Source organism: Mesorhizobium sp. M0159, from assembly GCF_040322295.1.
Lineage (GTDB): Bacteria > Pseudomonadota > Alphaproteobacteria > Rhizobiales > Rhizobiaceae > Mesorhizobium.
The window spans coordinates 166,782-192,394 of sequence record NZ_JAMYTF010000005.1 but is presented as its reverse complement, the minus strand read 5'-3'; the positions used below and the strand labels follow the sequence as shown (position 1 = coordinate 192,394).

At 61.5% G+C, this 25,613-nt stretch carries 28 protein-coding genes; 5 read left to right on the top strand and 23 right to left on the bottom strand.

Annotation, left to right across the window (positions count from 1 at the left end):
• Positions 1 to 22 precede the first annotated feature (22 nt).
• Together NKJ32_RS07635 and NKJ32_RS07630 are read left to right on the top strand one after the other, a co-directional pair.
• A complete protein-coding gene (locus tag NKJ32_RS07635; protein WP_023676484.1) occupies positions 23 to 637 on the top strand; it encodes a dimethylsulfonioproprionate lyase family protein in 615 nt (204 codons plus the stop codon).
• A 2-nt stretch (positions 638 to 639) separates the two neighbouring features.
• Positions 640 to 2,109 carry a cobyric acid synthase gene (locus tag NKJ32_RS07630; protein ID WP_023676483.1) on the top strand — a complete coding sequence of 490 codons (1,470 nt, stop codon included), beginning with the start codon at positions 640 to 642 and terminating at the stop codon, positions 2,107 to 2,109.
• 52 nt (positions 2,110 to 2,161) lie between these two features.
• Here the strand turns inward: NKJ32_RS07630 and NKJ32_RS07625 are convergent, their stop codons facing one another.
• The 3 genes from NKJ32_RS07625 to NKJ32_RS07615 form a co-directional block, all read right to left on the bottom strand.
• Positions 2,162 to 2,581, bottom strand: a complete 420-nt coding sequence (locus NKJ32_RS07625) for a VOC family protein (RefSeq protein WP_023676482.1) — start codon at positions 2,579 to 2,581, stop codon at positions 2,162 to 2,164.
• A 73-nt stretch (positions 2,582 to 2,654) separates the two neighbouring features.
• Positions 2,655 to 3,485: a helix-turn-helix domain-containing protein gene (locus NKJ32_RS07620; RefSeq protein ID WP_352635610.1), complete on the bottom strand. Its 831-nt coding sequence runs from the start codon at positions 3,483 to 3,485 to the stop codon at positions 2,655 to 2,657.
• 111 nt (positions 3,486 to 3,596) lie between these two features.
• Positions 3,597 to 3,767, bottom strand: a complete 171-nt coding sequence (locus NKJ32_RS07615) for a hypothetical protein (RefSeq protein WP_023676480.1) — start codon at positions 3,765 to 3,767, stop codon at positions 3,597 to 3,599.
• Between the two features lie 154 nt (positions 3,768 to 3,921).
• Here NKJ32_RS07615 and NKJ32_RS07610 point away from each other — a divergent pair, with 154 nt between their 5' ends.
• Positions 3,922 to 4,353: a TerB family tellurite resistance protein gene (locus NKJ32_RS07610; protein ID WP_023676479.1), complete on the top strand. Its 432-nt coding sequence runs from the start codon at positions 3,922 to 3,924 to the stop codon at positions 4,351 to 4,353.
• 298 nt (positions 4,354 to 4,651) lie between these two features.
• On the opposite strand, the gene NKJ32_RS07605 is transcribed toward NKJ32_RS07610, so the two are convergent.
• From NKJ32_RS07605 to NKJ32_RS07550, 12 genes are all read right to left on the bottom strand, one after another.
• Positions 4,652 to 4,927, bottom strand: a complete 276-nt coding sequence (locus NKJ32_RS07605; protein WP_023676478.1) for a hypothetical protein — start codon at positions 4,925 to 4,927, stop codon at positions 4,652 to 4,654.
• Positions 4,928 to 5,061: 134 nt separating this feature from the next.
• Positions 5,062 to 5,253, bottom strand: coding sequence for a hypothetical protein (locus NKJ32_RS07600; protein ID WP_156937333.1), 192 nt, complete (start codon positions 5,251 to 5,253; stop codon positions 5,062 to 5,064).
• A 17-nt stretch (positions 5,254 to 5,270) separates the two neighbouring features.
• Positions 5,271 to 5,711 carry a hypothetical protein gene (locus NKJ32_RS07595; RefSeq protein WP_352568929.1) on the bottom strand — a complete coding sequence of 147 codons (441 nt, stop codon included), beginning with the start codon at positions 5,709 to 5,711 and terminating at the stop codon, positions 5,271 to 5,273.
• 127 nt (positions 5,712 to 5,838) lie between these two features.
• Entirely contained in the window at positions 5,839 to 6,039 is a 201-nt protein-coding gene (locus tag NKJ32_RS07590; RefSeq protein WP_023676476.1) for a DUF4926 domain-containing protein, read from the bottom strand.
• 139 nt (positions 6,040 to 6,178) lie between these two features.
• Positions 6,179 to 6,370 carry a hypothetical protein gene (locus NKJ32_RS07585; protein ID WP_023676475.1) on the bottom strand — a complete coding sequence of 64 codons (192 nt, stop codon included), beginning with the start codon at positions 6,368 to 6,370 and terminating at the stop codon, positions 6,179 to 6,181.
• 137 nt (positions 6,371 to 6,507) lie between these two features.
• Positions 6,508 to 7,131: a DNA polymerase Y subunit UmuC family protein gene (locus NKJ32_RS07580; protein WP_156937332.1), complete on the bottom strand. Its 624-nt coding sequence runs from the start codon at positions 7,129 to 7,131 to the stop codon at positions 6,508 to 6,510.
• A gap of 292 nt (positions 7,132 to 7,423) precedes the next feature.
• Positions 7,424 to 7,888: an Imm26 family immunity protein gene (locus tag NKJ32_RS07575; RefSeq protein WP_023676473.1), complete on the bottom strand. Its 465-nt coding sequence runs from the start codon at positions 7,886 to 7,888 to the stop codon at positions 7,424 to 7,426.
• A 448-nt stretch (positions 7,889 to 8,336) separates the two neighbouring features.
• Positions 8,337 to 9,956 carry an ABC transporter ATP-binding protein gene (locus tag NKJ32_RS07570; protein WP_352757453.1) on the bottom strand — a complete coding sequence of 540 codons (1,620 nt, stop codon included), beginning with the start codon at positions 9,954 to 9,956 and terminating at the stop codon, positions 8,337 to 8,339.
• Entirely contained in the window at positions 9,953 to 10,822 is an 870-nt protein-coding gene (locus tag NKJ32_RS07565; protein ID WP_352757454.1) for an ABC transporter permease, read from the bottom strand. The genes NKJ32_RS07570 and NKJ32_RS07565 overlap by 4 nt, the downstream gene beginning before the upstream one ends.
• On the bottom strand, positions 10,819 to 11,766 hold the full coding sequence (locus tag NKJ32_RS07560; protein WP_352757455.1) for an ABC transporter permease: 948 nt from the start codon (positions 11,764 to 11,766) through the stop codon (positions 10,819 to 10,821). Before NKJ32_RS07560 ends, NKJ32_RS07565 begins: the two co-directional genes overlap by 4 nt.
• Positions 11,767 to 12,002: 236 nt before the next feature.
• Positions 12,003 to 13,481 carry an ABC transporter substrate-binding protein gene (locus NKJ32_RS07555; RefSeq protein ID WP_352568927.1) on the bottom strand — a complete coding sequence of 493 codons (1,479 nt, stop codon included), beginning with the start codon at positions 13,479 to 13,481 and terminating at the stop codon, positions 12,003 to 12,005.
• Between the two features lie 131 nt (positions 13,482 to 13,612).
• Entirely contained in the window at positions 13,613 to 14,902 is a 1,290-nt protein-coding gene (locus NKJ32_RS07550; protein WP_352757456.1) for an acetylornithine deacetylase/succinyl-diaminopimelate desuccinylase family protein, read from the bottom strand.
• A 222-nt stretch (positions 14,903 to 15,124) separates the two neighbouring features.
• On the opposite strand from NKJ32_RS07550, the gene NKJ32_RS07545 reads away from it, so the two are divergent.
• The gene (locus NKJ32_RS07545; protein ID WP_352757464.1) at positions 15,125 to 15,553 is read left to right on the top strand and encodes a L,D-transpeptidase; all 429 of its coding nucleotides are present in this window, start codon (positions 15,125 to 15,127) and stop codon (positions 15,551 to 15,553) included.
• A gap of 143 nt (positions 15,554 to 15,696) precedes the next feature.
• Here the strand turns inward: NKJ32_RS07545 and NKJ32_RS07540 are convergent, their stop codons facing one another.
• The 8 genes from NKJ32_RS07540 to NKJ32_RS07505 all read right to left on the bottom strand — a co-directional run bounded on the left by NKJ32_RS07540 (position 15,697) and on the right by NKJ32_RS07505 (position 24,496).
• Positions 15,697 to 16,689, bottom strand: a complete 993-nt coding sequence (locus NKJ32_RS07540) for a lipid A biosynthesis lauroyl acyltransferase (protein WP_352757457.1) — start codon at positions 16,687 to 16,689, stop codon at positions 15,697 to 15,699.
• A gap of 1 nt (position 16,690) precedes the next feature.
• Positions 16,691 to 17,719, bottom strand: coding sequence for a zinc-binding dehydrogenase (locus NKJ32_RS07535; RefSeq protein ID WP_352757458.1), 1,029 nt, complete (start codon positions 17,717 to 17,719; stop codon positions 16,691 to 16,693).
• 36 nt (positions 17,720 to 17,755) lie between these two features.
• Positions 17,756 to 19,027, bottom strand: coding sequence for a beta-ketoacyl-ACP synthase (locus tag NKJ32_RS07530; RefSeq protein ID WP_352757459.1), 1,272 nt, complete (start codon positions 19,025 to 19,027; stop codon positions 17,756 to 17,758).
• 75 nt (positions 19,028 to 19,102) lie between these two features.
• Positions 19,103 to 20,290 carry a beta-ketoacyl-ACP synthase gene (locus NKJ32_RS07525; RefSeq protein WP_352757460.1) on the bottom strand — a complete coding sequence of 396 codons (1,188 nt, stop codon included), beginning with the start codon at positions 20,288 to 20,290 and terminating at the stop codon, positions 19,103 to 19,105.
• A 39-nt stretch (positions 20,291 to 20,329) separates the two neighbouring features.
• On the bottom strand, positions 20,330 to 20,614 hold the full coding sequence (locus NKJ32_RS07520; protein WP_023676462.1) for an acyl carrier protein: 285 nt from the start codon (positions 20,612 to 20,614) through the stop codon (positions 20,330 to 20,332).
• A 213-nt stretch (positions 20,615 to 20,827) separates the two neighbouring features.
• Positions 20,828 to 21,376 carry a histidine phosphatase family protein gene (locus NKJ32_RS07515; RefSeq protein WP_352454578.1) on the bottom strand — a complete coding sequence of 183 codons (549 nt, stop codon included), beginning with the start codon at positions 21,374 to 21,376 and terminating at the stop codon, positions 20,828 to 20,830.
• Positions 21,377 to 21,482: 106 nt separating this feature from the next.
• On the bottom strand, positions 21,483 to 23,918 hold the full coding sequence (locus NKJ32_RS07510; RefSeq protein WP_352757461.1) for a caspase family protein: 2,436 nt from the start codon (positions 23,916 to 23,918) through the stop codon (positions 21,483 to 21,485).
• The gene (locus NKJ32_RS07505; RefSeq protein ID WP_352757462.1) at positions 23,861 to 24,496 is read right to left on the bottom strand and encodes a caspase family protein; all 636 of its coding nucleotides are present in this window, start codon (positions 24,494 to 24,496) and stop codon (positions 23,861 to 23,863) included. Before NKJ32_RS07505 ends, NKJ32_RS07510 begins: the two co-directional genes overlap by 58 nt.
• Before the next feature lie 149 nt (positions 24,497 to 24,645).
• Between NKJ32_RS07505 and NKJ32_RS07500 the strand changes: the two genes are divergently transcribed.
• Positions 24,646 to 25,596, top strand: coding sequence for an AEC family transporter (locus NKJ32_RS07500; RefSeq protein WP_352470327.1), 951 nt, complete (start codon positions 24,646 to 24,648; stop codon positions 25,594 to 25,596).
• Positions 25,597 to 25,613 lie beyond the last annotated feature (17 nt).

The window sequence follows — 25,613 nt, the reverse complement described above, 5'->3', positions numbered from 1 at the left end:
CGAATGCGCTTTGGAGCAAAGTGTGACGACAAATTTCGACGAACTGCTTGGACGCTTCCATGCCTATCTCCAGACGTTCGATGATGCGCTGGTGCGCGACGCCGTGGCCCGAATCGGCTGGGACATGCCAAGCCGGCCGCTCGAACCGCATGCACTGCCTTGTCTCCTTCAGCTCGACCGTATCGTCGAACTCGCTCCCGCTGCGGCCAAGCCGCTGGCGCGGCTGGTTGCGGAGCGTCGCGGCGATCTGCGCTGGGGGCAAACCTATGGCGAGGCGGATTTCGGCAAGGTTTTCATCGACAATTACGGCTGGCTGGAGGTGTTCGGTACACGCGGGCATTTCGTCAATGACGAGGTTGCGGCCGGCCTGCTGATCCTTGGACCCGACATCGTCTACCCCGATCATCACCATGTCGCGGAGGAGATCTACATCCCGCTGACCGGCGGCACCGAATGGCGCATGGGCGACGGCGGTTTTCGCCTTCGAGCGGCGGGCGAGGTGATCCACCATGCCTCTGACATCAACCACGCCATGCGCACCGGCAAGGAGCCGCTGCTGGCGCTCTATCTCTGGCGTGGCGGGCCACTGGCGGCCAAGTCGACGATCACCGGAACTGTTGCGCAGGGCAGGGGCTGATAATGGCCAAGGCGATCATGCTGCAGGGCACGGGTTCGGATGTCGGCAAGACGGTGCTCGTCGCCGGTCTGTGCCGCGCGGCGAAGAAGCGCGGCTTGAAGGTGCGGCCGTTCAAGCCGCAGAACATGTCCAACAACGCCGCCGTCGCCGATATTCCAGGCGATTCAGGCGGCGGCGAGATCGGCCGCGCCCAATGGCTGCAGGCGATCGCCTGCGGCGTGGCGCCGACGATCCACATGAACCCGGTGCTGCTCAAGCCGCAGACCGATGTCGGCGCTCAAGTCGTCGTGCAGGGCAAGGTGTTCGGCGAGGCGCGGGCGCGCGACTACCAGGCGCTGAAGGGCCGGCTGATGGATGCGGTGCTGGACTCCTGGGCGACGGTCGGCGAGGGCGCCGACCTAGTCATTGTCGAGGGCGCGGGATCGCCGGCCGAGATCAATCTCAGGAGCCACGACATTGCCAATATGGGCTTTGCGACGCGCGCCGGCGTGCCGGTGATCCTGGTCGGCGATATCGATCGCGGCGGCGTCATCGCCTCGGTCGCGGGCACCCATCTGATCCTGCCGGACGAGGACCGGCGCATGATCGTCGGCTACCTTATCAACAAGTTCCGCGGCGATGTCTCGCTGTTCGACGATGGCATCGAGGCGATCGAAAAATTCACCGGCTGGCGCTGTTTTGGCGTCGTGCCGTGGCTGAAGGCGGCGGCGCGGCTGCCATCGGAAGATTCCGTCGTGCTCGAACGACTGGCGTCCGGCGAGAAGCGCGCGCTGAAGGTTGCCGTGCCGATGCTCTCGCGCATCGCCAATTTCGACGATCTCGACCCGCTCAAGGCCGAACCGCAGGTCGAGGTGGTGTTCGTGCCGCCTGGTGAGCGCTTGCCCGAAGATGCGGGTCTGGTGGTCATTCCCGGCTCGAAGTCGACGATCGGCGATCTCCTGAAATTTCGCGAGAACGGCTGGGACCGCGACCTTGCCGCGCATAGGAAACGCGGTGGTCATATCGTCGGCATTTGCGGCGGCTTCCAGATGCTTGGTCGTAGCGTGCGCGATCCCGACGGCATCGAGGGCAGCGTTACAGAAACGCAAGGCCTCGGGCTGCTCGACGTCGAAACGGTGATGGAGCCGGAAAAGACGGTGCGCAACGTCAGCGCGCGCTCGGTGCCGTTCGATCTGCCGCTCGAGGGCTACGAGATCCATCTCGGCCGCACCACAGGTCCGGATACGCTGCGGCCGTCCGCCGTTATCAACGGCATCGATGACGGTGCTATCTCGGCCGACGGCAAGGTGCTGGGCACCTATATGCACGGGCTGTTTTCCGCCGATGCCTTCCGGGCGAAATTCCTCGAAAGCCTTGGCGTCAAGGGCGGCGGCATCGACTACCGCGCCGAGGTCGAACGGGCACTGGACGAGATCGCAGCCGAACTGGAAACCCACCTCGACTGCGACGCGATTTTTGGGCTGGCGCGTTAGATACTTTGCTTGAGCATGATCTTGTCCGAAAACCGGTCTCCACTTTTCGGGATCATGCTTTCTCGTCAGCCTTCGGCCAGTAGGTGCCGAACGACCAGACATTGCCTTCCGGATCGCGGCAGATGAATTCGCGGCTGCCATAGTCGCGGTCGGTGAGTTCTTCCAGAATCTCGGCGCCGGCGGTCTTTGCCCGCGCGTATGCCGCGTCTGCGTCAGCGACCGCAACGTAGATCGACTTGCCGCCGTCCGAACCCGGCGCGCCGACCATCTTGCCATAGGCGTCGTCGCGCGCCGTGCCGAGCATGATGATCGAGGAGCCGAACGCGAGTTCGGCGTGGTGCACCACGTCGCCTTCGCCATAGCGGGCGCGGACGCTGAAGCCGAAGGCCTCGCACAGCCAATCGATCATCTTGCCGGCATTCCTGTAGCGCAGCGCCGGATAAAGCCGCGGTGGTTCGGTGGTGTTCGGCATGGCTGATCTCCTTCAGCGGGTTGGTCGATCAACCCAGTCTGCGCGAAGGCCGGTTGCGCGTCTTGAAGAAATGTTACCTGGCGGCAAGGGCCGTCGGCGCGACGCCTGCGAGGTCGCGAAACTCGCGTACCAGATGCGCCTGGTCGGCATAGCCGCAGTCGGCGGCGATGTCGGCCCAAGCGCTGTTCGACTGTCTCGACAGCCCAAGCGCATGGTTGAAGCGGACAATGCGCGACAGCGTTTTTGGGCCGGTTCCGATCGCGTCCGAAAATTTTCCGTTAAGATGCTTGCGGCTCCAGCCAAGCTTTTCGGCCAGCGTCGAGATGCGGGTCCGCCCACGCGTCGAGACGATCGTCTCATAGGCCCAGACTATGTCGGCTTGAGTGCGGTCCGCGGTTGCCAACCGATCGCCGACGAAGGCTTCGGCGATGGCAAAGCGTGAGCTCCAATCCGGCGCATTGCCGAGCCTTTCGCGAAATGCGATGCCTTCAACGCCGAGCACGTCATCCAGGCCGACCATGCGGTCGGTCAGTTCGCTCATCGGCCGGCCGAAGAAGCGACGAGCGCCGAGCGGGGTGAAATTGACCTGCATACAGCAGGTGCCGCCGCAGGATTCGATCACCACCGGCCCGGCATAAAGGCCGGCGGCAAAACTGGCGAAGCGGTCATTGTCGCTGGGGTCCCTGCCGAGCCCAATGGCAAAGGGTTCGGCAAAGCTGATGACCAGCGGCACGGTCAGCGAGGCATATTCGATGGCGCGGAAATGGCCTGGCATGGTTTCGCGAAAGCCGCACATGTCGGTGACGACGCCCTGAAGCCGATGGCTCGGCGCGCGCCGCACCATCTCGAACCGATCGAGGCCTGGGCTTTCGTGACGGCTGTCGTCTTTGCTGTCGGCGGGCATCAAGCTTTCCTTCCGCCAAGCAACTTTAACAGACCATCCGCCGGAATCAAAAGCGCCCGGTTTTGGCCGGGCGCTCCGAGTTGCCTGAGATTCTGAATTGTCTGGACGTGTTTAAGCGCCGCGCATCAGGCAGCCGGCGGCCAGCACAATGTAGGCGATGACGACAATCCACGCGGCATTCAAAGGGATGAACGCAAGAACGCCAAGCGCGGCGAGAACGCCGATGATGGCGATGACAAGGGATATAATGAAAATAAGCTGGGTAGGCGCACTGAGATTCATGTTCGGTCCCTCCTCAACATGATTCGTACAGCGGCATACTATCAGTCGCGCGGTCACACACCAATGAGTGCACGCAGGCGGCTTTTCCACCATTCGCACCCCGTTTGCGCAAATCCGATTCCGCGCTACCTTCCGAACGAATCGGAAGGGGCTGATGGCGATGGGATTGCTGGACCAGATACGCTCGATCTTCGACGGCGATCCTGGCGTGCGCAAGGTCGCGGACGATCCGGTGCTGTCGGCGGAGCTGCTGATGCTGTTCCGTATGATATTGGCCGATGGATCGGTCAGCGAAAGCGAAATGACAGCCTTCAGGCGTATCTGCCGGGACGCCTTCGGCATTCCCGAAACCAGCATCGACAGCGTCATCGAATATCTCAACGAATTCGGCTACGAGACCAACGGCTCGCAAGCCGTCGCGCAGTTCCGCGACCTCGACGTCGAACGGCGCAAGCTGCTCGCCCGCCACATGGCCGAAATCGCCAAGGCCGATTCGCAACTCGCCGGGAGCGAAATGCAGCTGTTGCGCCGCACGCTCGACCTGCTCGACATCAGCCCGGCCGATGTGGTGAAGCCTCAAGGCTGAGGCATCGGCTGACTTTCTGAACGTCATTTTGTCTGTCATAGGCCATCCTCCAGGATAACCTGTCACAGATATTATCTGTGTTCTCACTTACGGGGTGCAGTGTATTCGCGGGTGGCGCACGGGGTATGGGATAGTTTGCCAAGCGCACGTCACTGTCACCACTACTCCTCAAGCGTCAAATGTGATGAATTCAGTATAAACTTGTGGTCAAATAAAATAACGGTGCATTGGTAAAACATATATGCCGCGATCGGATCTTGATGATCCGGTTCCGCCTTATATTCTTCAGTGCTGTATACTACGTCGAAAGATTTTCAAATAAAGCATCGTCAGACCAAAGATCGTATTGCTTGGGCATATTTGGTTCATCAGGCTTGCCGAGATAGGTCCAAATCTGACTTCTTCTAATGGCTTTTATGTCACCAAATTGTGCGGTCAATTTTTCACGCGATAGTGCGTCCTTCCATCTGGACGAAGGGCCGGTGATTTTCTGATAGAATATAAGCAAGACCAATACGGCAGTCACAGCACTCAGCACAGCTGCCGAAAATATGCACTGCTTACTAATTTTCATTTCAGCCCCCAATTTCTGACGTCGACATCAATCGGGATCAAGCGACCTGAAAGAGGGTGAGCTATAAACCCCGGGGTAATCGTGCTTCAAGCCCTCCTCTGTTCCGTAGTGAACATCGAACTAGCCCGCACCAATCATTCCAAAATCGCCGGCAACTGTCGGGGCGCGCTACCATTAACATTCAGACTTCCCGTGTAAACTGCAGTGTGCCCGGTGGCATCATCGAATTTTGCAGTCCACGAAACAACATCACCGATTTTAGCGTCTTTTTGGGAAACAATCTTGGAACCGGGAAGATCCCCCTTGCCGCTCCAGCGGATGCTCAAAGTACTATCATAGTGCGCTATCTCTTTCTCTTATGCCGGGCAATAAAAGCAACGGAAATCAAAGAGAATGCAGCCATAATTGCGAGATACGCGACAGCTAATTCGCTTTCACCCAAGGCACCTGAAATCAAAAAATGAATGACAGTAATTAAAAGTAATACATAGTGATACTTCTGGATCATACCCAAATTATATATCATGTTTATGTTTGATTTTGTATACGACCATCCGGTCCAGTCATTTTTGAAATTCCTCTCCAGATAACCGATGGGGTGTTCGAAACGATTAAGAAGCTCCGCTAACCTTCTTGGAAATGCAAAGGAGGCAGCAAGTATCGCGAAAATAAAAACCACCATCCAGGCGGATTCACCCCACGCCAGCGAAATAGGAATGGTCGCAATCGACGTCCATACGGATGTTACTGAGAATATCCTCTCAAAAGTCCCGTTCATATCCATAGTCTCTGCGCCTCCGATCTTCTAGCTATTTCGACCGAGCGAACACAACAAAAAGTGCACTGTTACCGTAATTCGCACTGTCACCGTAATTCGGAGAGGAGATATGGAAAGAGTGCGCTGTAATTCCTTACACAGCAATCAGTACGAACTGGTTTGGAAGTAAGGCTAATTGAGCGATGGTCTTCCCATTTTCGCTACTGAATTCAATCTCGTATGCCTCCTCGGGATAAGAATGCTCTTCAACAACGACTCCTAACGCTCCGGCCTGAAGGGATTCTCCCAGCATATCACAAATCAATCTCACAACGTCGTTGATCTTTGGTTTCATAGCGGGACTCTACTTCACGAATAGTGTCATCAGCGACGGGACGTTTGAACCGGGGGCTAAAAATCCACCCGGTGCGAACCTCAACGGTGCCGGCCGGACCTGTAACAGTTACGTCCACCGTATATCGAGCTCCGTATTATCAACAACCCGTCTGGCCGGAGGCATCGCGCACGCTGGTCGTGGTGTGGGTCAGCGTGCCCAGCGTGACGTCCCGGCGGGCGAGCTTGCCAAAGCCGTCATACTTGTTGCCTTGCGTTGCCCCAGGGTTGGTGGAGGTGAGCTGGCCGATGTTGTAGAAGCCGGACGCCGCTATGCGGGCAAGGCGGGCCATGTGGTCAATCTACGTGCAATGATAGCCGGGCGAACGCGATAAAAGTGCACCGAAATTGCGAAATTCTCTCCAGTTCCTGCCGCACAATAGCGGCCACTAAGTAATGACCCGCGTCATTTAGGATCTGTGAATGGCAACTAACGACCTTGTGCACTGGCCCGATAATCCAACAACTCTTGCATTTCTACAATCTCTTCCCCGTATTGTCCCGTGACCTTAATGGTGTGGGTGTCAAGATCAACCAGACTCTTCAGGAACAAAATGGTGGGCCGCGCGTGCTCAATTCGAACCAAACCTAAAAGCCTTATCGCATAGAGCGAATTCGCATCCCCGCCTCCTTTTTGGGCCAAAGACATTTTCAATTCTTCCTGCAATTTTTCAATATCGTCGTAAATGCCAACATAAGAGTCCGTAAGCGATCGAGTTACTTGATCAAAATCTTTCGTTCTCTCGTCCAATTGCAATGGAGTCGCAAGATTCTTATCAATCAATCTCGTCCATATAAAAAGGTAAAGTGCACCAGTATCCTCATTAAATTCTTCATATTTCGTATTCCAGTCTATGAACTCCTTCGCAATTTGCGAGGTTACGCGTGATATACATTTCTCCTCAACTGCTCGCCAAGTGAACGGCCAATTATCTGCAAAGATTCCATTTGAACAGTTCAGTATCTCAGGAGTTGATGGCACAGTACAGGCCGATCCTCCGAAAACCAAAATTGCAACAAATCCGGCAATTTTCAATGCTATTTTAAAATGCATGATGGCAACTCCTCACGGACCAATTGGGAAATCATTTACCTGTAAACTCGCACTACCCACCTTATTCGGGCCGATTACATTCATAAGCGAGTTATAGTCTTTATTGTTCTCCACCAAACAACCCAGTGACATCCCTCCTTCACTAGTCGTGGGGCTCCTCCCCGGATGAATAGTCCGCCCGATGCAAATTAGCCGCTGACGCCGCCAAAAAAGTTCCGCGCGGCATTGACGAGAGGCCGGCTAGTGGGAGTCACCGTAATTCGTAATTCACATCGTTACCGTCATTCCTTGATCAATGGGGTTTCAGCTGCTCGATCAGAATCAATTCGACGGCTTGATATCCGTGTAAACCGTCCTGCTCCAAATCGCCCGCCGAAGCTACGCTAGTTTGGCTCTCTAGCTTCGATGGATCAGACTCTGAGTATTTTCGAATAAGAATTCGGTTGGAAAGGCTTTCTTTGTGAACGAAGGTTGGCATAGGCCATTTGTCTTCTGCCCAGCTCTTCATTTGACCAATAATTGGCCAAGTTCCATTTATTAAACCGAGATCGCCACACCGTAGGCACCTGACTGCATTATCTGGACTAAGGTCATTTAATTCATCCGCCTTTGGCAATTCCAGACGCATTGGTCCAAATAGATATGCTAGAATAATCTTTCCCATTGGGGCCATATGAGCTACCAAGCCAAGCCCATAGCCACCTGATCTCAACGGAATGGCAAACAGGGTGCCTTCCTTGTAGGGTAGTTTTCTCACTTTAAGGTTACCTTTACTACAGATGCCGGCGTGATGCGGAAGGCGCGAGTGGTGATTAGTTACGGCTTTGTTGGAGCGCCAAGCTCTCGTGTGTTTGGGGGCTATCCGTTGCTGCCAGTCGTTTTGCTTAGCTTAAGCGCGACGATGCGGAGAATACGCGGCAGGACAAAGCCGAACGGGCGAGGCAGAAAACATACATTAATACCGCAATTTCCAAACCTAAGTTCGCTAAATCTCCTTCGCGCGCAAAGGGACGATCAGGTCCGGGTTGCGCGATCGGCGATCGGCCCAATGGCCCCATATTTTTTCTACTTTCATAGGCTGGCCACAAACAGTCGTCTCCCCCACGTCGCCAACCACCGGAGCCTCCTCGTGGGGCGAGCCACCGGTCTCGCCCCGTCCTTCGGACCCCACAGTGGGAGATCGGAAGGCCCGTGCCCCTTGCGGCTCAGCCCTGTTCCTGCAGCCTTTTTGCAATTGCCCGGTGCAAATCGGGAGCAGCAGTGACCAGCGCCTTGGCCGCTTCGGATTGCGGGTGGTCGAGCACTTCGCTCGTCCTGCCGCGCTCGACGATCTTGCCATCATGCATGACCATCACCTCGTCGGTGATGGCGCGGGCGACGGTCAGATCATGGGTGATGAACAGATAGGCGATGCCGAGTTTTTGGTTGAGCTCGGCGAACAAATCGAGGATCTGCGCGCGGATCGAGACGTCGAGCGCCGAGACCGGCTCGTCGGCGACGACCAGCTTCGGCCGGGTGATGATGGCGCGGGCGATCGACAGGCGCTGGCGCTGGCCGCCCGAAAACTCGTGCGGGTATTTGTCCATGTCGCCTGGTGAGAGGCCGACCTCGTGCAGCGCATGCGCCACCATCTCGCGCCGCGCGGCGGGCGCCGGCTTCTTCTCCAGCACATGCAGCGGCTCGGCCACCAATCTCTCGACCTTCTGGCGTGGGTCGAACGAGCCGTACGGGTCCTGGAACACGACCTGCATGTCGCGCCGCGCCGGCTTCAGCTCCGCCTCGCTCTTGCCGGTGAGGGTGTCGCCGCGGAAGCGGATTGTCCCTGATGTCGGCCTGTCCAGCGCCAGGACCATGCGGGCAAGCGTCGACTTGCCGCAACCGGAGCGCCCGACCAACGCCACCGACTGGCCGGGCGCCATGGAGAAGGAAACATCGTCGACGGCGCGGATGGGAGCCCCTCGCTTGAGCAGCGATATGCGCCGTGCCGGATAGTCGCGCGTCACGCTCTCTACCTCAACCAGAGGTTTTCCTTGGCCGACGCTGTGCCTAGCCCGCGCGGGCACATGCATCGAGGCCTGCGCCAGCTGGCGCGTATAGGGATGAAGCTGTCCGGACAGAATGCGCGCCGTGTCGCCGGCCTCCATCACCTCGCCATGGCGCAGGATGGTGATGCGGTCCGCCATCTCGGTCACCACGGCGAGGTCGTGCGAGATCAGCAGCAGGCCCATGCGGTTTTCCGCTACGAGGTCGCGCAGCAGGTCGAGGATCTGCGCCTGCAGCACCACGTCGAGCGCGGTCGTCGGCTCGTCGGCGATCAACAGCTTGGGTTTCAGCGCACAGGCGATGGCGATGACGACGCGCTGGCGCTGGCCTCCGGACAACTCGTGCGGATAACGCGACAGCGGGAACTGCGCCGCCGGCAGGCCGACCCGGTCCAGCATTTTTCGCGCCCGTTCCTCGGCGTCGCCGCGGCTCGCCCTGGTGTGCCAGCGAATACCCTCGGCGACCTGCTCGCCGATGGTCTTGACCGGGTTGAGCGCCGTCATCGGCTCCTGGAACACCATGCCGATGTCGTCGCCGCGCAGCGCGCACATCTGGTCCTCGCTCGCCGCCAGGATGTCGATGCCGTCGAAGGTGACGCGTCCGCTGGCGTGCGCCGCCCAGGGCAGCAACTGCATCACCGCGAGCGCCGTCATCGACTTGCCGGAGCCGGATTCGCCGACCAGCCCCATGACTTCGCCGGGCGCGACGGAAAGTTCGATGTCCCTGAGGATGGGCGTGCCGCCGATGGTCAGCGACAGCTTGTCGATTTCGAGCAGGCTCATCGCTGCCGCCGCGATTTCGGATCGAGAATGTCGGCAATGCCGTCACCAAGCAGGTTCAAGCCAAGCACGGTGATGACGATCGCCATGCCGGGAAAGATCGCCATCCACGGCGCCACCACCATGCGGGTCTGGGCGTCGAACAGCATGCGGCCCCAACTCGGCATCGGCGGCTGCGTGCCAAGCCCGACATAGGAAAGCCCGGCTTCGGCCAGTATGCCCAGCGCGAACTGGATGGTGCCTTGCACCAGCAGCAGCGTGGCGATGTTGGGCAGCACATGTTCGATGCTGATCAGCGTCCTGCTCTTGCCGGCGGCGCGGGCGGCGAGGATGAATTCGCGCGGCCAGATCGCCAGGGCGCCGGCCCGGGCGACGCGCGCGAACACTGGGATGTTGAAGATGCCGATGGCAATGATGGCGTTGAACGCGCCGGGCCCGAAGATGGCCGTGATCATGATTGCCGAAAGCAGCGCCGGAAAGGCGAAGACCAGGTCGTTCAGTCGCATCAGCACGTCATCAACGAAGCCGCCGCGCGCCGCGGCAAAGGCGCCGAGCGGCACGCCGACGCCCATGCCGATGCCGACCGCCACCAGCGCCACGGCAATCGAGTTGCGGGCGCCGACCATGATCATCGACAGGATGTCGCGACCGAAATGGTCGGTGCCGAACCAGTGCGCCAGCGACGGCGCCTGGGTCTTGTCGGAAATGACCAGCCTGGTGACATCGTAAGGCGTCCAGAAGAAGGACAGGATCGCGACCGCCGCCACCAGTGCGGTGATGACGAAGCCGGCGAGGAACGAACGGTTTCGAAACGCCTTGGCCAGGATGCCGGCAAGGTTCTCGTCGGGGATGTCGATGTGCAGCGTCATTGCCGGCCTCTCAGGCGCGGATCGACCACCGCATAGGAGAGATCGACAACGAAATTGACGATGATGACCGCGGCGACCAGCAACATGACGACGCTCTCGACCACAATCAGGTCACGCTGGTTGATCGCCTGGAACACCAGCCGCCCGAGGCCGGGCAAATAGAAGACGTTTTCGATGATGATGGTGCCGGCAAGCAGGAAGGCGAATTGCAGGCCTAAAATGGTGACCACCGGGATCATGGCGTTGCGCAGTGCGTGCCGCCACAAGACAAGGCGATAGGGCAGGCCCTTGGCGCGGGCGGTGCGGATGTAGTCCTCGTTCAGCACTTCGATTAGCGCCGAGCGGGTGACCCGGGCGAGGATCGCCGCCTGCGGCAGAGCGAGAGCGACCGCCGGCAGGAGCAGCGACTTCAGCGCCGGCCAGACACCGGCGCTCCAGCCGGGAAAACCGCCGCCCGGCACCAGCCGCAGCCAGACGGCGAAAAGATAGATCAGCATCAGCGCAAACCAGAAGTTGGGCACGGCGACGCCAAGCTGGGCGGCGCCCATCGCGATCGTGTCGCCGGCCCGGCCGCGCCGGCTGGCGGAAGACAGCCCGACCGGAATGGCAATGACGGTGGACAGCGCCAGCGCCATCAGTGCCAGCGGCAGCGAGACGACGAGGCGCTCGCGGACAAGATCGATGACCGGCACCGAATAGGTGTAGGAACGGCCGAAATCGAGGCTCAGCAAGCCGCCGGCCCAATGCAGGTAGCGCAGCACGACGGGAGCGTTGAGGCCCATCTGGTTGCGCAGCAATTCGATCTGGTCGGCGCTGGCGTTCAGGCCAAGCATCAGCCGCGCCGGGTCGCCGGGAATGATCTCCAGCACGGCAAAGACCACCATCGAGGCCAGAACCAGCGTGACGATGGCGATGGCGAGCCGCTTGAGGAGATAGGCGGTCATGAGGGGACCGGTGCAAGCGCCGGGCGAAGCTTGCGTTCCCGCCCACCCCCCTCTGTCCTGCCGGACATCTCCCCCTCAAGGGGGGAGATTGGCAGTTTCCACGCCGGCACTGTCCTTGCAACGCTAGTGGTTAGCGAAAGCGGGGGTGAGGGCTCAATCTCCCCCCTTGAGGGGGAGATGTCCGGCAGGACAGAGGGGGGTGTGACGGAGTGCAACTTTCGCCTTTCTGTCAGCGATCAATCCGTCCACTTCACCTTGGTCAGGTCGTTGGCCTGGATCGGGGCGTTTTCCCATAGGCCCTGCAGTTTGGCGTCCCAGACGCCGACCTTCGGCAGCTCGTAGAGGAAGCCGACCACGGCGTCATCGGCCAGGACCTTCTGCGCCTCGCCGAGCAGCGTCGTGCGCTTGGCCTCGTCGGAGGTAAGGTTCAGCTCGTCGATGATCTTGTCGAAGGCCGGGTTGTCGTAGTTGAAGTAATAGTCCTTGCGCGAATAGATATCGATGTCGTTAGGCTCGGTGTGGGAAACGATGGTCAGGTCGTAATCCTTCTTGGTGAAGACCTGGTCCAGCCATTGCGCCCATTCGACCGGGATGATCTCGAGATCGATGCCGATTTCGCGAAGCTCGGAGGCGATGATCTCGCCACCAAGCCGCGCGTAGGAGGGCGGCGGCAGCTTCAGCGTCGCCTTGAAGCCATTCTCCAGGCCGGCTTCCTTCAGCAACTCCTTGGCTTTCTCCACATTGTGCGGGTAGAGGCCGGTGAGGTCGACATAGGCCTTGCTGGCCGGCGACATGTGCGAGCCGATCGGCACGCCGAGGCCGGCCGAGGCGCCGTCGATGATCGCCTTGCGATCGAGCGCAAAGGAAATCGCCTGCCTGACCTGCAGCTTGTCGAAGGGCGGCTTCTTGTTGTTGATCGACAGGATGGTTTCACCCTCGGTCGAGCCGATTACCACCTTGAAGCGCGGGTCGTCCTTGACCTGGGCGACGCTGTCGGGGTCGAAGAAGGGAAAGGCCTGAACGTCGCCGGAAAGCAGCGCCGGAACGGCGGCGGCGGCATCCGGAATGATGCGGAACTCGGCCTTGTCGAGGAACACCGGGGCGCCCCAGTAATTTTCCGACTTGACCAGCGTGATCGACGAGCCCTTGGCCCAGTTCTGGAACTTGAACGGGCCGGTGCCAACAGGCTTTTCCTTGTTGGTGTCGGCGGTCTCAGGCGCCACGATCACCGCATCGCCCCAGCCCATATTGTAGAGGAACGAGCCTTGCGGGTTCTTCAGCGTGACATTCACCGTCGCAGGATCGACGACCTCGACCTTGTCGATGGCGGCGAACAGGCTCTTTTGCGCGTTGACGGAATTGTCGGCGCGGGCACGATCGAGCGAGAATTTCACGTCGTCGGCGTTGAAGTCGCTGCCGTCATGGAATTTCACGCCTGTATGCAGCTTGAAAGTGTAGACCTTGCCGTCGTCGGAAATGCTCCAGCTTTCGGCGAGATCGGGCAGCACCTCGCCGTTCGGGCCGATGCGGGTCAGGCCCTCGAAGACATTGGCATAGAGTACCTCGTCGATTGCCGCGGCGGCACCCGCGGTCGGGTCGAGATGCGGGGGTTCGAGCGTAATGCCGATGACCAGGTCGGTGCGCGCGGCCATCGCCGAGGTTCCGGCGGCCAACGCTAGCGCCGCGGCGGCCAGAATGGTTTTCCACAATTTCATCGTGCAACTCCCCATATGCTAAAACACGTGCTCAAAACCCGGCGGATAGAAGCGTGAATTCGCCGCCGAGTAAATTGCGTTTCGTACCGTCCGCCGACGCCGGGAGGAATGTTTTTTCGCCCATGGCCGGATCATAGCGGGCCGGCGCCCCTCAGCAGCACGTCGAGGCCGATCGCCATCACCTTTGCCGAGTCCAGCATGTCGGCAATGCCGACCCATTCGTCGGGCCGGTGGGCGAGATCGAGAATGCCCGGGCCATAGGCGATGCAGTCATAGATGTGGCCGATGCGGGCGATGTGCTTCTGGTCATAGGTGCCGGGCGAAATCACATAATCCGGCTCGCGGTCGAATATCTCCATGATGCCTTGCGCGACCGCCTTAACCACCGGCGCGTCGCGCTCGGTCATCAGCGGCAGCACCTCCATCAGATCGCGGATTTCGTAATCGAATTTTTTGCGCTCGCGCTTCAGCCGTTCCAGAATATCGGTCACCTCGCTCTTGACCGCAGCGAGATCCTCTTCGAGCAGGAAGCGGCGGTCGATGGTCAGCCGGCAGGAATCGGGCACGTTGGGCGAGGGCAGGCCGGGCCGGAAATCCTCCGTCTGGCCGCCATGGATCGAGTTGATGTTCATGGTCGAGCGTTTTGCGCCTTCGGGCACGACCGGCATGCGCGTCATCTTGCGGTCGAGCGCCGGAAACAATTCGTCTTCGAAGGCCCGCAGCACGGCGCCCATATGGCGCACTGCGTTGTCGCCGAGGAACGGCATCGAGCCGTGCGCGATCTCGCCCTTGGTCTCGATCTCCGCCCACCAGACGCCGCGATGGCCAAGGCAGATGCGATCCTTGTTGAGCGGCTCGGGAATGATGACGTGGTCGACCTTCGGCCTGGAGAAATAGCCGAGCTTCGCCAGATGCGCGACGCCGCCAAAGCCGCCGGACTCCTCGTCGACCGTGCCTGAAATCTCGATGGCGCCGGGAAAATCGGGAAAGACCTCCATGAAGGCTTCAGCGGCGATGATCGAGGCGGCAAGCCCGCCTTTCATGTCGCATGCGCCGCGGCCATAGACCTTGCCATCCCTGACGATGCCGGCGAACGGATCGAGGCTCCAGCCGTCGCCGGGCTCGACGACGTCGATATGCGAATTGAAGTGCACGCAAGCACCCGGCGCCCGGCCATCGAAACGGGCGACGACGTTGACGCGCGGATAATGGTCAGTGTCGCCAGGCGTGCCTTCAGCACGGATGAATTCGATCTCAAAACCGCGCTTCTTCAGCCGCGCGCCGATAAATTCGGCACATGGCCGATAGGCTTCGCCGGGCGGATTGATGGTCGGAAAGCGGATCAGATCCGCGGTCAGCGCAACCAGATCATCGGCCCGGTCATCGATCGCCTTGAGGAGCCGTTCGTTCGGTTCGTTCATTCGGCGAATTGAGCAGCGGATGAGGGGGTTTTGCAAGCCCGATGGCGAATTGCGAGGCGATTGCGTGTCGTTACGGCAACTATTGCGGGAAATCGTTCAAATTCGCTGCTTTGGATTGGTGAAATCGTCAGGGAGTAGGTGTTAGCTCGCTGGCTTGCCATCAAAACGCTGGAGAACAGCGTGACGGCAGGCAGGCAAGGGGCATCAAAGGGGTTTGATTGCATGAAAAACACTGTTCTCATGGCAGCGGCATTAGTAGCGATGCTGTTCGGTTCGTCGTTCGAGAGCCGTGCGGCCAGCCTGGTCGCAAACATCGACATATCCTCACAGACGATGACGGTAAGATACGGGCTTGCGTATTACCGGTGGAGCGTTTCCACCGCCCGCAAAGGCTACATCACGCCGCGCGGCAGCTATCGCCCACAGCGGACGGCCCGGATGTGGTATTCGCGCAAATACGACATGTCGCCGATGCCCTATTCGGTGTTCTTCCGCGGCGGCTATGCTATCCACGGCACCGGCGCGATCCGGCAATTGGGGCGCCCGGCATCGCATGGCTGTGTGCGCCTCCACCCCAGCAACGCCGCCGCGTTCTATTCGATGGTGCGCAAAGCCGGCTTCGGTAATACGCGGATTCTCGTGACGAATTAGGGCCTGCTCCTCGGCCCGCAATAAAAAACCCGCCGGAGCGGCGGGTTCGTCGGGGCCAAATAGCACCATACCGAAATTAGTAGCATAGCTGCCGGCACAAAGCAAGAACAAAATAGGGCCTGTGCCCAAAAAGATCGTTCCGCTCAGGCGGCTTTGTCGCGCACTGTCGCCGGCCGACGCTTTTTGCGGCCGCTGATCTCCCAGCGCTTGTGGAACCACATCCACTGGCCGGGGTCTTCTCGCACCCAGCGCTCGACCACGTCGTTGAGAAGCTGGGTGGTGGCGCGGACGTCGACACTGCCGCCGGCGGTGCGCGGCAAGGTGAGCTTGTCCTCGATCTCGAGCCGGAAACGGTTGTTCGGCAGGCGCACGCAGCGCGCCGGGTAGACATCGCAATCGTAGTGCCGCGCCAGGGTGCCGAGAACCCGGTTGCTCTCGCAGGGGCGGCCGAAGAATGTCGTCTCGAGCCCGCCCGTGAATTTCTGGTCGACCAGCACGCCGATATTGCCGCCTTTCTCGAGGATGGCCGCAAGTGCGAACGAGGCACCGGTCGAAGACGGCAGCAGCGATCCCATGCTCGAGCGGCGGGTCGAGAGGATGTAGTCGGCGAGGTAAGGGTTGTTGGGCGGGCGAAAGAGCGCCGTGATGTTCATGCCGAAGGTCGCCGCCGCCACTGGCAGCAGCTCGAAATTCCCGAGATGCCCAGTGAAGACGATATGCGGCTTGTCCTCGCCGGCAATGCGCACGAAATGCTCCACGCCCTTGACCTCGACACGGCCCGGCTTCGTCGCAGTGGGATCGTAGTCGAACAAAGCATCGAGAAAGATGTATTCGGCGGCCAGGCGGGCCATGTTGCCCCACATGTCGGAAGCGATCGCCTCGATCTCGGCATCGCTCTTTTCCGGATAGGCCTTGCGCAGATTGTCGACGGCAACCTGATGGCGCGCTACCCAAGGGCCGATGCGGCGGGCAGCGCGGTCGGCGAAATTGAGCGCCCTGTCGGGCGGCAGCAGGCGCAGCGCGGAGATGATGATCATCGCGACTCGCGCGACCAGCCAGTAGTTGAACTGGCGAAGCCGCCTGCCATAGCGGAATCCCACGTCCCTGCGGATCTTCCTGAAGGCGTTGCCGATCATTTCAGCCGACGCGCAGGATGATCTTGCCGAAGACGTCGCGGCCTTCCATGCGCTTCAGCGCCGCATCGATGCCGTCGAAGCCGACCTCGGTGTCGATCACCGGCGCGACCAGGCCCGCCGCCATCTTCTGCATGGCGTCGGCCATGTTTTCCATGCGGCAGCCGAACGAGCCGAGCAGCTTCAGCTGCTGCTGGAACAACTGCATCAAATTGATCTGCGTCGACACGCCGGAGGTCGAGCCGCAGGTGACCAGCCGACCGCCGCGTTTGAGGCACAGCATGGACGCGGCAAAGGTGTCGGCGCCGACATGCTCGAACACCACGTCGACGCCCTTCTTCTTGGTCAGCTTGCGCACGATGCCTTCGAAGCGGTCGTCGCGGTAATTGATGACGTGGTCGGCGCCGAGCGCCTTGGCCTTGTCGATCTTGTCGTTCGAGCCGACGGTGGTGATGACCGTGCAGCCCATCTTCTTGGCCAGCTGAATCGCGGCGGAGCCGATGCCGGAGCCGCCGGCATGGACCAGTATCGTCTCGCCGGGCTGCAACCGGGCATTGTCGAACAGCATGTGCTCGACTGTGCCGAAGGTGACAGGCGCCACCGCCGCGCCGATTTCGCTCACGCCGGACGGAGCTGGGACCAGAAGGCGCGCCGGCAGGTTGATCTTTTCCTGCGCAAAGCCGTCGAGATGGAAGCCGTGCACGCCCGAAACGTGCTCGCAGAGATTGTCGCGGCCTTCGCGGCAGGCGCGGCAAAGACCGCAGGTGCGGGCGCCATAGATCGATACCAGTTGCCCGGGCACAAGGCTGGAAACGCCGGGGCCGACCGCCTCGACCTCGCCGGAAGCCTCGGCGCCGACGACCAGCGGCAGCTTGCGCTTGGCAAAAGCCATGCCGCGCCAGCCCCAGACGTCGATATGGTTCAGCGCCACGGCCTTGATGCGCAGCGTCACCTCGCCGAGCAAAGGCGGCGGCGGCGGCGGCAGGTCCACCGTTTCAAGCCGGCGATCCTCGATAAGTTGCAATGCGCGCATGGTGCCTGTCGGTTCAGTCTGGCTGAAAAAGGTCGCTTAGACCGGTTCCCGCGCCATGACAAGGCAGGTGTTCTGGCCGCCGAAGCCGAAGGAGTTCGACAGGACCGTGCCGACCTCGGCGTTGCGCTTGGTGTTCGGCACCACGTCGAGGACGATCGCCGGGTCGGGATTGTCGTAGTTGATGGTCGGCGGAATGACGCTTTCGCGCATCGTCATCAGCGAAAATGCTGCCTCGACAGCACCGGCAGCCGATAGGGTATGGCCGATCATCGACTTGTTCGACGAGACCGGCATTGACGAGATCCGCTCGCCGAACACCGTCGACAGCGACAAATGCTCCATCTTGTCGTTTTCGGGCGTCGAGGTGCCATGGGCGTTGACATAATCGATCCCGTCCTCGCTCAAGCCGGCATCGGCAAGGGCGGCGCGCACCGCCGCGATCGCCGGCGAACCGTCCGGCTTGGAGCGCGTGCGATGGAAGTCGTCGGCCTTTTCGCCGCAGCCGCGCAATATGCCGAGAATGGTGGCGCCGCGGGCAAGTGCTGTCTCCAGCGATTCAAGCACCAGGGCGCCCGAGCCTTCCGCCAGCACGAAGCCGTCACGATCCTTGGAGAAGGGTTTTGAGGCCTTTTCGGGGATGTCGTTATGGGTCGAGAGCGCGGACAGAAGCGAGAAGCGGATCAGCGCCTCGGCGGTCGCCGAGCCGTCGGCGCCGATCGACAGCGCCCTGTCGCATTCGCCGCGGCGGATCGCCTCGACGCCGAGCTGGATCGCCGTGGCGCCCGAAGCGCACGCGGTCGACAGCGTGATCGGCAGGCCGCGCGTTCCGAAACGGTCGGCAAGCCGGTCGGCAATCGAGCCGAACTGGGTGGTCTCGAAAATGTCGAGTTCCCTGAGGCCGCGCGCTACCCGCAGCAGCCTCTCGGCACCGGTCTCGTGCGTGTCGGAATTGTAGAGCGAAAAGCGCTCGCTCCAGTCGAGCTCGACCGGCGGCGAAGCGAGGAAAAGCGGTCCGCCGAAATCGCCGGCATCGAGGCCCGCCTCCGACATCGCTTCCTGGGCGGCGGTTTCGGCAAGCTCATAGGTGAGGAGACTGGCGCCCTTGGAGCTCGACGGCAGGAAGTCGATCATGCCGGAGATGCGGGTGTTGAGATGATCGACCGGGAAGCGGGTGATCGGATGGATGCCGGATTTGCCTGACGTAAGTGCCGCCCAATTATCGGCTTTGCCGACACCGAGCGACGTCACCACGCCGATGCCGGTGACGGCGACGATCGGCCTGCCCATGTGGTCGTTCAGATTGGCCATTTGTTGTCCAAAAACCTGTTTCTCTTGGTGCGTCGGATCGCCCGAAAACCGCGCCACACTTTTCGGTCCGATGCTCTAGGCGGCTTTGATCAGCGCCATGCCCTCGAATTGGTGATAGCCGATCGCTGTTGCAAGGACGGTCTTCGGGACACCGGCAAACGGTTTTTCGACTGTGGCGTCGAAGACAGGATAGGCGGCCTTGCGGTCGACAGCCAGTGCCGCCAGCGCAACGGCGAAGGGGAACTGCGCTTCCTTCATGTGGCCGGTCAGCGTCGAAAAGCCGCGTGCGGCGATCGCCGGATTGGCGTCGAGCGCCGATTTCTCGGCGGCGGTCGCGGCATGGGCGCCCGAAGCGCCGGAGATCGCGAGCAGCTCGCCATTCGGCAATGCGGCCTGCTTCAGCAGCGCGGCGATCTCACCGTCGAGTTCGCCCCGCCGGCGCTTGGCACGGCCGGACAGGATCGGGCCGAGTTCCGCATAGATCTTCCGGCCACGGCTTTCCGCATGCTCGCGCTGCTCCAGGACGAGAAACGCGCCGCCGGATCCGGTCACCACGCCGCCGCCCTCGGCACCTTGCCTTTGCCAGACCGGCGTCCACGGACCGCGGTGCAGGTAGCCGGCCAGTTCATAGCCGAGCAGCATGTCGGAGTGTTCGGTCTGGAAAGCGCCGCCGACCAGTATATGCGTCGACTGGCCGGAGCGGATGCGCGCGGCCGCCGTCTCGACAGCGGCAACGCCGGCACCTTCCTCGCCCATGAAGGTGCGCGACGATCCCGTCACCTTGTGGACGATCGAGATGTTGCCGGCGAGCAGGTTGGAGAGCTGTGCCAGAAACAGCGTCGGGCGCAATTCCGTGGTCAGCTTCTCGTTGAGCAGCACGTCGCGGTCATTGCGGCTTTCCGATGCCGCGAGAATGGCCGCGTCGACTGCCTCGTCGCGCTCGCCGCCGCCGGCGGCCACCACCATGTCCATGGTCGCGCAGAGTTCGTCATTGCCCTTGATGCCGGCATCGTCGAGCGCAAGGCCGGCCGCATAGGTGCCGAGCCTCTGCCAGGTCTCCATCTGCCGCTGGTCGCCACGCTTGGCGATCTGCAGGTTCCAGTCGATCTCCGGCAGCGGGTGGACTGTATAGGGCGAGAAGCGCGAGGCCTCCAGAACCGGTTCAAGGCGCGGCTGGACGAGCTTTTGCCAATGCGCATCCGGACCCTCGCCCAATGACGAGACAAGGCCGATGCCTGATATGACGACGTCGCGGGGGTTCATGGGCGGCTGTTGTGGGTGAGGGCGCGTCAAGCGCTGTGCTTAGATGGCGTTCTTGGCGGCGACGAGCGCGTCGATCTTGGCGCACAGGTTCTTCATGACGAAATAGTCGTCGGTCGAGGCCTTGCCGTCGTTGACCTCCTGCGTCCACTTTTCCAACGGCACCTTGATGCCGAATTCCTTGTCGATGGCAAAGACGATGTCGAGGAAGTCGAGGCTGTCGATGCCGAGATCGTCGATGGTGTGGCTTTCGGGCGTGATCGTCTCGATGTCGATCTCGCTGGTGTCGGCGATGATCTTGGCGACTTTGTCGAACGTGGTGGACAAGGGCTTTTCCTTCGATTGCGGGCGGAATCTGTCCGCATGTGTTTTGGGCTGTCTAATCGGTTTTTCCGGGCAGGAAAAGGCCTCATACGCCGGGCGCAGATGGGATTGCTGCCCAGGCGGAGCAAGATGAGATCGGAATCCAACCACGGCTTCTCGTGGCAGTGGCATTTCGGCAACACCTATCTCGCTCGACGCGAGGAGCGACCGGCCCGGTCAGAAGGTAACGCGGCCGAGCACGCGCAGGCCGTCGCCTTGCGGCTCGACGACCACGGCTTCGCCTTCGCGCGGCGAGATGCCGGTCAATTCCTTGATGTCTTCGAGATGCGTGACCATGACCAGATTGTCGGATCCGGAATAGCCGCGGATCTCTGCCAGGATCGCCGCGATCTGAGCGGCCTTCTCCTTTTCGTCGGTCTTCAGCAGGTCAAGCGGTGCGAACGGCTCCGGTTCGCTTTCGAAAGCGATGCGCGCGGTTTCGAGGCAGCGGCAATAGCGGCTGGACAGCACGCGCTCGACCGGTGCCGCGCGGGCGCCAAACAGCGCGCCGATCTTGCGCGCCTGTTGCTTGCCGCGCTCCGAGAGATTGACCTGGGTGGCGCATTTGCCGAGGTCGAAATTGGCCGCATCGGTGGTGCCTGTGACCATGGCATGGCGAAGCAGCACGACATGCCCGCCGTCGCGCAGCAGCGCCCAGCCGGCTTCCGTCGCATGGGCTGTGGCGGAAACGGCAAGCAACAGCAGCGCCAGCACAAATCGAAGCATCAGACATCCTTTTCGGGTGACCGGCAGGCAGGTCCCCGGTGACCGGCATATAGGGACGGCAAAGCCGGCTGAAAGACAAGCCGAGTGCAACCTGCGGCCGAGACGCCTATTTCTTCGCTATCTGCTTCTTCACCAGATCGATCTTGCGGTCGGTCAGCGGGATCGGGAGTGTGTAGCCGGCTTCGGTAAAGCCCTGCTTGGCGTTCTCGAAGAATTCGATCGCCTTTTCGAATTCGGCATTGCCACCGCCATAGCTGCCGCGGTTCCAGTGGACGTCGCCGAGATTGTTCTGCTCGAAGGCCCATTGCATCGGCTGGCTTTCGCGGGTGAAGACCTTGAGCGTTGCCTTGAAGGCGGCTTCGGCTTCGTCCAGATATTTGCCGGTGCGTTCGAGATTGCCGAGATTGATCAGGCTCATGCCGATGCCGTTCTGCGCGTTTGCCCAGTCGACGGGCGAGGTCTCGAAGGTCAGCACCTCCAGCGCTGCCCGGCGCGCGGCGATCGAAGCGGCCAGTTTGCGGGGATCGGCCTCGCTCATGCTTAGCCATTGCAGCGCCGAGCCGAGGCCGGCCTGCGCCAGTGCCCATTGCCGCGGCGTGGTCTCGCGCTTGTATTCGCGAAGTGCATCGCGATAGGCCTCGATCGCGTCCTCGTAATGCACCGGCTTGTCGGTCACGCCGCCGAGCAGTTGCAGCGTGTTGCCGAGATTGTAGTGGGTCATCGCCCAGTCGAGCGGAAACTCCTTTTTGGTATAGACGCGCCGTGCCGCCCGGTATGCAGCGGCCGATTGCTCAAGCCTGGCAGGATCGCGCGTGCGCTGGCCAAGCGTCTGGTAGATCGAGCCGAGATTGTTCTCCGCCGAAGCCCAATACGTCGGAAAACGCTGGCGGGTGAAGATGGTCAGCGCATCGCCATAGGCGGCAGCCGCCTCTTCGAGCAGGCCGGTGCCGAGATCGAAACGTGCAGCACTGTTCAGCGCGTTACCCAGATTGAGACGGCTGCTCGCCCAGGAGAGCGGGAAGGTGTCGCGGGTGCGGATTTCGAGCGCGGCGCGGAATGCCGCGGCTGCCTCGTCGATTTTTGCCTTGTCGTTGCGTTGCGTGCCGAGAGACACCAGGGTATTGCCGAGATTGTTCTGGACCATCGCCCACTGAACGGGGGCTTTTTCGCGCGTGTATTCTTCAAGCGCCAGCCGATAGGCGGCCTCGGCCTCAGTCAGGCGCTCGCCGTCCGGTTCGCGCTCCGAAAGCGCGTAAAGCGCAAGGCCAAGGTTGCTTTGCGAGGCGGCCCAGTCCAGCGGGACTTTGTCGCGCGGCCGCTTCTCCAGCGTGGCGCGCATCGCCACCACCGCCTCGTTCAGGCGTTTCGGGTCGCTCTCGCGTTCGCCGATCTTCAACAGCACATTGGCCAGGTTGTTCTGGGCCGCGGCCCAGTTGATGTCGTCCTTCTCGCGCTCGAACACGGCAAGCGAATCGCGAAAGATTTTCGCTGCCTGTTCCAGCCGGTCGGTTTCGCGCTCGCGCTCGCCGATGGTCTGCAGCACCACCGCCATGTTGTTGCGGGTGATCGCCCAGTCGCGGTTCTGCTCGCCATTGGGGATGAAGTTCAGGATGACGCGGTAGGCGTCGATGGCGCGCTGCAGCACTTGCCTGTCGCCGGTGGCGCTGCCATGCGCGTTGAGCGCTTCCGCCTCCTGGTTCTTGTAGTTCCAGCGCAGCCTGTCGTCCCATCTCTCGACCAGCGAGAAGGCCTTGCCGTAATCGTTGGCGGCCGACAGATAGTCGAAGACCAGCGCCGAGGCGTCGGCACGCCTGGCATAGATCGCCGCGTCGGCAAGACGCTTCTGCCTGACCAGATCCTCTGCCCGATCGACCACGCCGCTGGCCTGCTCGACCCGGCCCACCGCCTGGTCGAGGAAGTTGCGCGCGGTGACGATGGCGCCCTGGCCGATCGCCTTGTCGGCCGAGGCGACGAGGCGGCTGATCTCGGGGTCGTCGGTGCGCAGCGCGTCGCGCTCGGAGATCATCTTCTTCAGGCGCTCGGCCTGGGCGTCGAGCAGCTTTTGCAGGTCGGTGGGGTCCTCCGGCATCTTTTCGGTGCCGAGCGCCTTCAACACGCCATAAAGCGCGTCGAGCGGCACGCCGTCCTGCAGCGAGGCCAGTTCCACCTGTGCCCGCTTGGGGTCAGGCAACTCGGCGATCGTCAGCAGCAATTGCCGCCGCTCGCCGGTGATCAGGCCGTCGTCGCCGGTCGGTTCCTGCGGTGCTACGCCGAAGTAGAGCAGCCGGCGCAGGCTTTCATTGACCCATGGCCGCTGCTTGGCCTTGGTGTCGAGATAGACCTCCTCGGTCACCATGCGCATGACCGAGCCGAACTCGGTGCCCTTCATCGCCGCGAGGTGGCGCAGAAGTGCCGCTGCGTAGGGGCTGTTTTCGCCGACGATGCCATCGAGTGCCGGCCGCCCCGGCTCGGCGGCAAAGCCGATCACCGTTCCCAGATTTTCCGTCGCGGTCGCGTTTGCCAGTGCCCTGGCACCGCGCACCGGCTCCAATCCGCCGGCGCGCTGATCGGCGAGGCCGAGGCCGTCGGCGCCCGGCGCAGCACCGCATCCGCCGGAAACGGGTTGGTGCGGCAGGCATCGAGCAGCATGATCGTTACCGGCACGGTCGTCTTCAATTCGTCCATGACGGCGGAGATCGGCACCAGGGCCTGATCGGCGTCCTTCAATGAAGAAACGTCGGCGTCGACCGGCACCAGATAGTTTTCGCCGCCGGCCTCGATGCCGTGGCCGGAATAGTAGATCAAGGCGACGTCGGCGTCCTCTGCATCCTCGGCGAAACGCTCGAGGTCGCGCTTCAGCTTTGCCGTGTCGCGGTCGGTGACGCTGCGCGCGTCGAAGCCGAGATCGGTCAGCATCTTGGCGATGTCGCGGGCGTCGTTGGCGGGGTTGGGAAGAGCCGCTATGTGCTGGTATTTCGACTGGCCGACAATCAGCGCCACGCCCTTGAGGCTCGCCGGCTCCGCGGCATGAGCCGAGGTCACCACGAGGCAAAGCATGGCGCCGACGAAAGCCGTCAGCCACGCCTGCTTGAAGAAGTGCTGATTTCCGACAAGGCCCATTCGCCGCGTGTCCCCCGACAACCCTGTATAGCGCTGGCATCCAACCATGAGCAAATTCGGGCAAGATCCGAGCGGCCGGATTGTTGGCCGGTACATTCGCGAGGGAAGGGCGATTGCGCCGCCGCCGGGGCTCGCCTATCACGGGAAAAATGTCTCCGCTTACCGAAACCGTCCTCTTCGTCTTCAGTCTCGTCGGGCTCGGCTATCTTGCCGGGTTGACCGGCTATTTGAAGCCGGCGAGCGGCGAGGGCGTATCCGAATTCGCCATCAACGTGGCAATGCCGCTTTTGCTGTTCCAGACCATGGTAAAGGCCGATTTCCACGGCGTGGCGCCGTGGTCGCTATGGGGCGCTTATTTCGCGGCGGTGGCGCTTACCTGGGCTGCCGGCCATCTGGTCATTACGCGCATCTTCGGGCGGGACGCCCGCGCCGGCGTCGTCGGCGGCGTGTCGTCGTCCTACTCCAACGTCGTCCTGCTCGGCGCGCCCTTCATCATCGGCGTGTTCGGGCCGGCGGGGTTCGAAGTGCTGTCACTGCTCGTTTCCATTCACCTGCCGGTGATGATGATGGCCTCGATCATCCTTTTCGAGATGTTCGGCCGCGGCGGCAGCGAGCCTGTGCATCCGCTCCGCGTCGTCAGGAGCTTTCTCAGGAGGGTATTCATCAATCCGCTGATCATCGGCATACTGGCCGGGCTGGCGTGGCGCTTCACCGGTGCGCCGCTGCCGGTGCTTGCGACGCGGCTGAGCGACGCGCTGGCCGGCACGGCCGCCCCGGTGGCGCTGTTCGCCATGGGGCTCAGCCTGCGCCGTTTCGGCATTTCCGGCAATGTAAGGCCGGCGCTGGCGCTGTCGGCGCTGAAACTGTTCCTAATGCCGGCGCTGGTTCTCGGCCTGGTCTGGCTGATCGGCCTGCCGCCATTGACGGCCAAGGTGGCGGTCATGGTTGCGGCGTTGCCGTCCGGCATCAATTCCTATCTCATCGCGGTGCAGTTCAACACCGGCCAGGCGCTGGCGTCGAACCAGATGACCATCGCCACCGCCTGTGCGGTCGTGACCACTGCGTTTTGGCTGACAGTGGTCGTCCATGTTTTTGGATAAGAGCCCGGGTTTTTGGA

Excerpts from the sequence above, each read along its gene's own strand:
- NKJ32_RS07630 (WP_023676483.1), top strand. The coding sequence starts at position 640 with ATGGCCAAGGCGATCATGCTGCAGGGCACGGGTTCGGATGTCGGCAAG.
- NKJ32_RS07625 (WP_023676482.1), bottom strand. The coding sequence starts at position 2,581 with ATGCCGAACACCACCGAACCACCGCGGCTTTATCCGGCGCTGCGCTAC.
- NKJ32_RS07620 (WP_352635610.1), bottom strand. The coding sequence starts at position 3,485 with ATGCCCGCCGACAGCAAAGACGACAGCCGTCACGAAAGCCCAGGCCTC.
- NKJ32_RS07615 (WP_023676480.1), bottom strand. The coding sequence starts at position 3,767 with ATGAATCTCAGTGCGCCTACCCAGCTTATTTTCATTATATCCCTTGTC.
- NKJ32_RS07610 (WP_023676479.1), top strand. The coding sequence starts at position 3,922 with ATGGCGATGGGATTGCTGGACCAGATACGCTCGATCTTCGACGGCGAT.
- NKJ32_RS07605 (WP_023676478.1), bottom strand. The coding sequence starts at position 4,927 with ATGAAAATTAGTAAGCAGTGCATATTTTCGGCAGCTGTGCTGAGTGCT.
- NKJ32_RS07595 (WP_352568929.1), bottom strand. The coding sequence starts at position 5,711 with ATGGATATGAACGGGACTTTTGAGAGGATATTCTCAGTAACATCCGTA.
- NKJ32_RS07590 (WP_023676476.1), bottom strand. The coding sequence starts at position 6,039 with ATGAAACCAAAGATCAACGACGTTGTGAGATTGATTTGTGATATGCTG.
- NKJ32_RS07585 (WP_023676475.1), bottom strand. The coding sequence starts at position 6,370 with ATGGCCCGCCTTGCCCGCATAGCGGCGTCCGGCTTCTACAACATCGGC.
- NKJ32_RS07580 (WP_156937332.1), bottom strand. The coding sequence starts at position 7,131 with ATGCATTTTAAAATAGCATTGAAAATTGCCGGATTTGTTGCAATTTTG.
- NKJ32_RS07570 (WP_352757453.1), bottom strand. The coding sequence starts at position 9,956 with ATGAGCCTGCTCGAAATCGACAAGCTGTCGCTGACCATCGGCGGCACG.
- NKJ32_RS07565 (WP_352757454.1), bottom strand. The coding sequence starts at position 10,822 with ATGACGCTGCACATCGACATCCCCGACGAGAACCTTGCCGGCATCCTG.
- NKJ32_RS07560 (WP_352757455.1), bottom strand. The coding sequence starts at position 11,766 with ATGACCGCCTATCTCCTCAAGCGGCTCGCCATCGCCATCGTCACGCTG.
- NKJ32_RS07555 (WP_352568927.1), bottom strand. The coding sequence starts at position 13,481 with ATGAAATTGTGGAAAACCATTCTGGCCGCCGCGGCGCTAGCGTTGGCC.
- NKJ32_RS07550 (WP_352757456.1), bottom strand. The coding sequence starts at position 14,902 with ATGAACGAACCGAACGAACGGCTCCTCAAGGCGATCGATGACCGGGCC.
- NKJ32_RS07545 (WP_352757464.1), top strand. The coding sequence starts at position 15,125 with ATGAAAAACACTGTTCTCATGGCAGCGGCATTAGTAGCGATGCTGTTC.
- NKJ32_RS07540 (WP_352757457.1), bottom strand. The coding sequence starts at position 16,689 with ATGATCGGCAACGCCTTCAGGAAGATCCGCAGGGACGTGGGATTCCGC.
- NKJ32_RS07535 (WP_352757458.1), bottom strand. The coding sequence starts at position 17,719 with ATGCGCGCATTGCAACTTATCGAGGATCGCCGGCTTGAAACGGTGGAC.
- NKJ32_RS07530 (WP_352757459.1), bottom strand. The coding sequence starts at position 19,027 with ATGGCCAATCTGAACGACCACATGGGCAGGCCGATCGTCGCCGTCACC.
- NKJ32_RS07525 (WP_352757460.1), bottom strand. The coding sequence starts at position 20,290 with ATGAACCCCCGCGACGTCGTCATATCAGGCATCGGCCTTGTCTCGTCA.
- NKJ32_RS07515 (WP_352454578.1), bottom strand. The coding sequence starts at position 21,376 with ATGCTTCGATTTGTGCTGGCGCTGCTGTTGCTTGCCGTTTCCGCCACA.
- NKJ32_RS07505 (WP_352757462.1), bottom strand. The coding sequence starts at position 24,496 with ATGGGCCTTGTCGGAAATCAGCACTTCTTCAAGCAGGCGTGGCTGACG.
- NKJ32_RS07500 (WP_352470327.1), top strand. The coding sequence starts at position 24,646 with ATGTCTCCGCTTACCGAAACCGTCCTCTTCGTCTTCAGTCTCGTCGGG.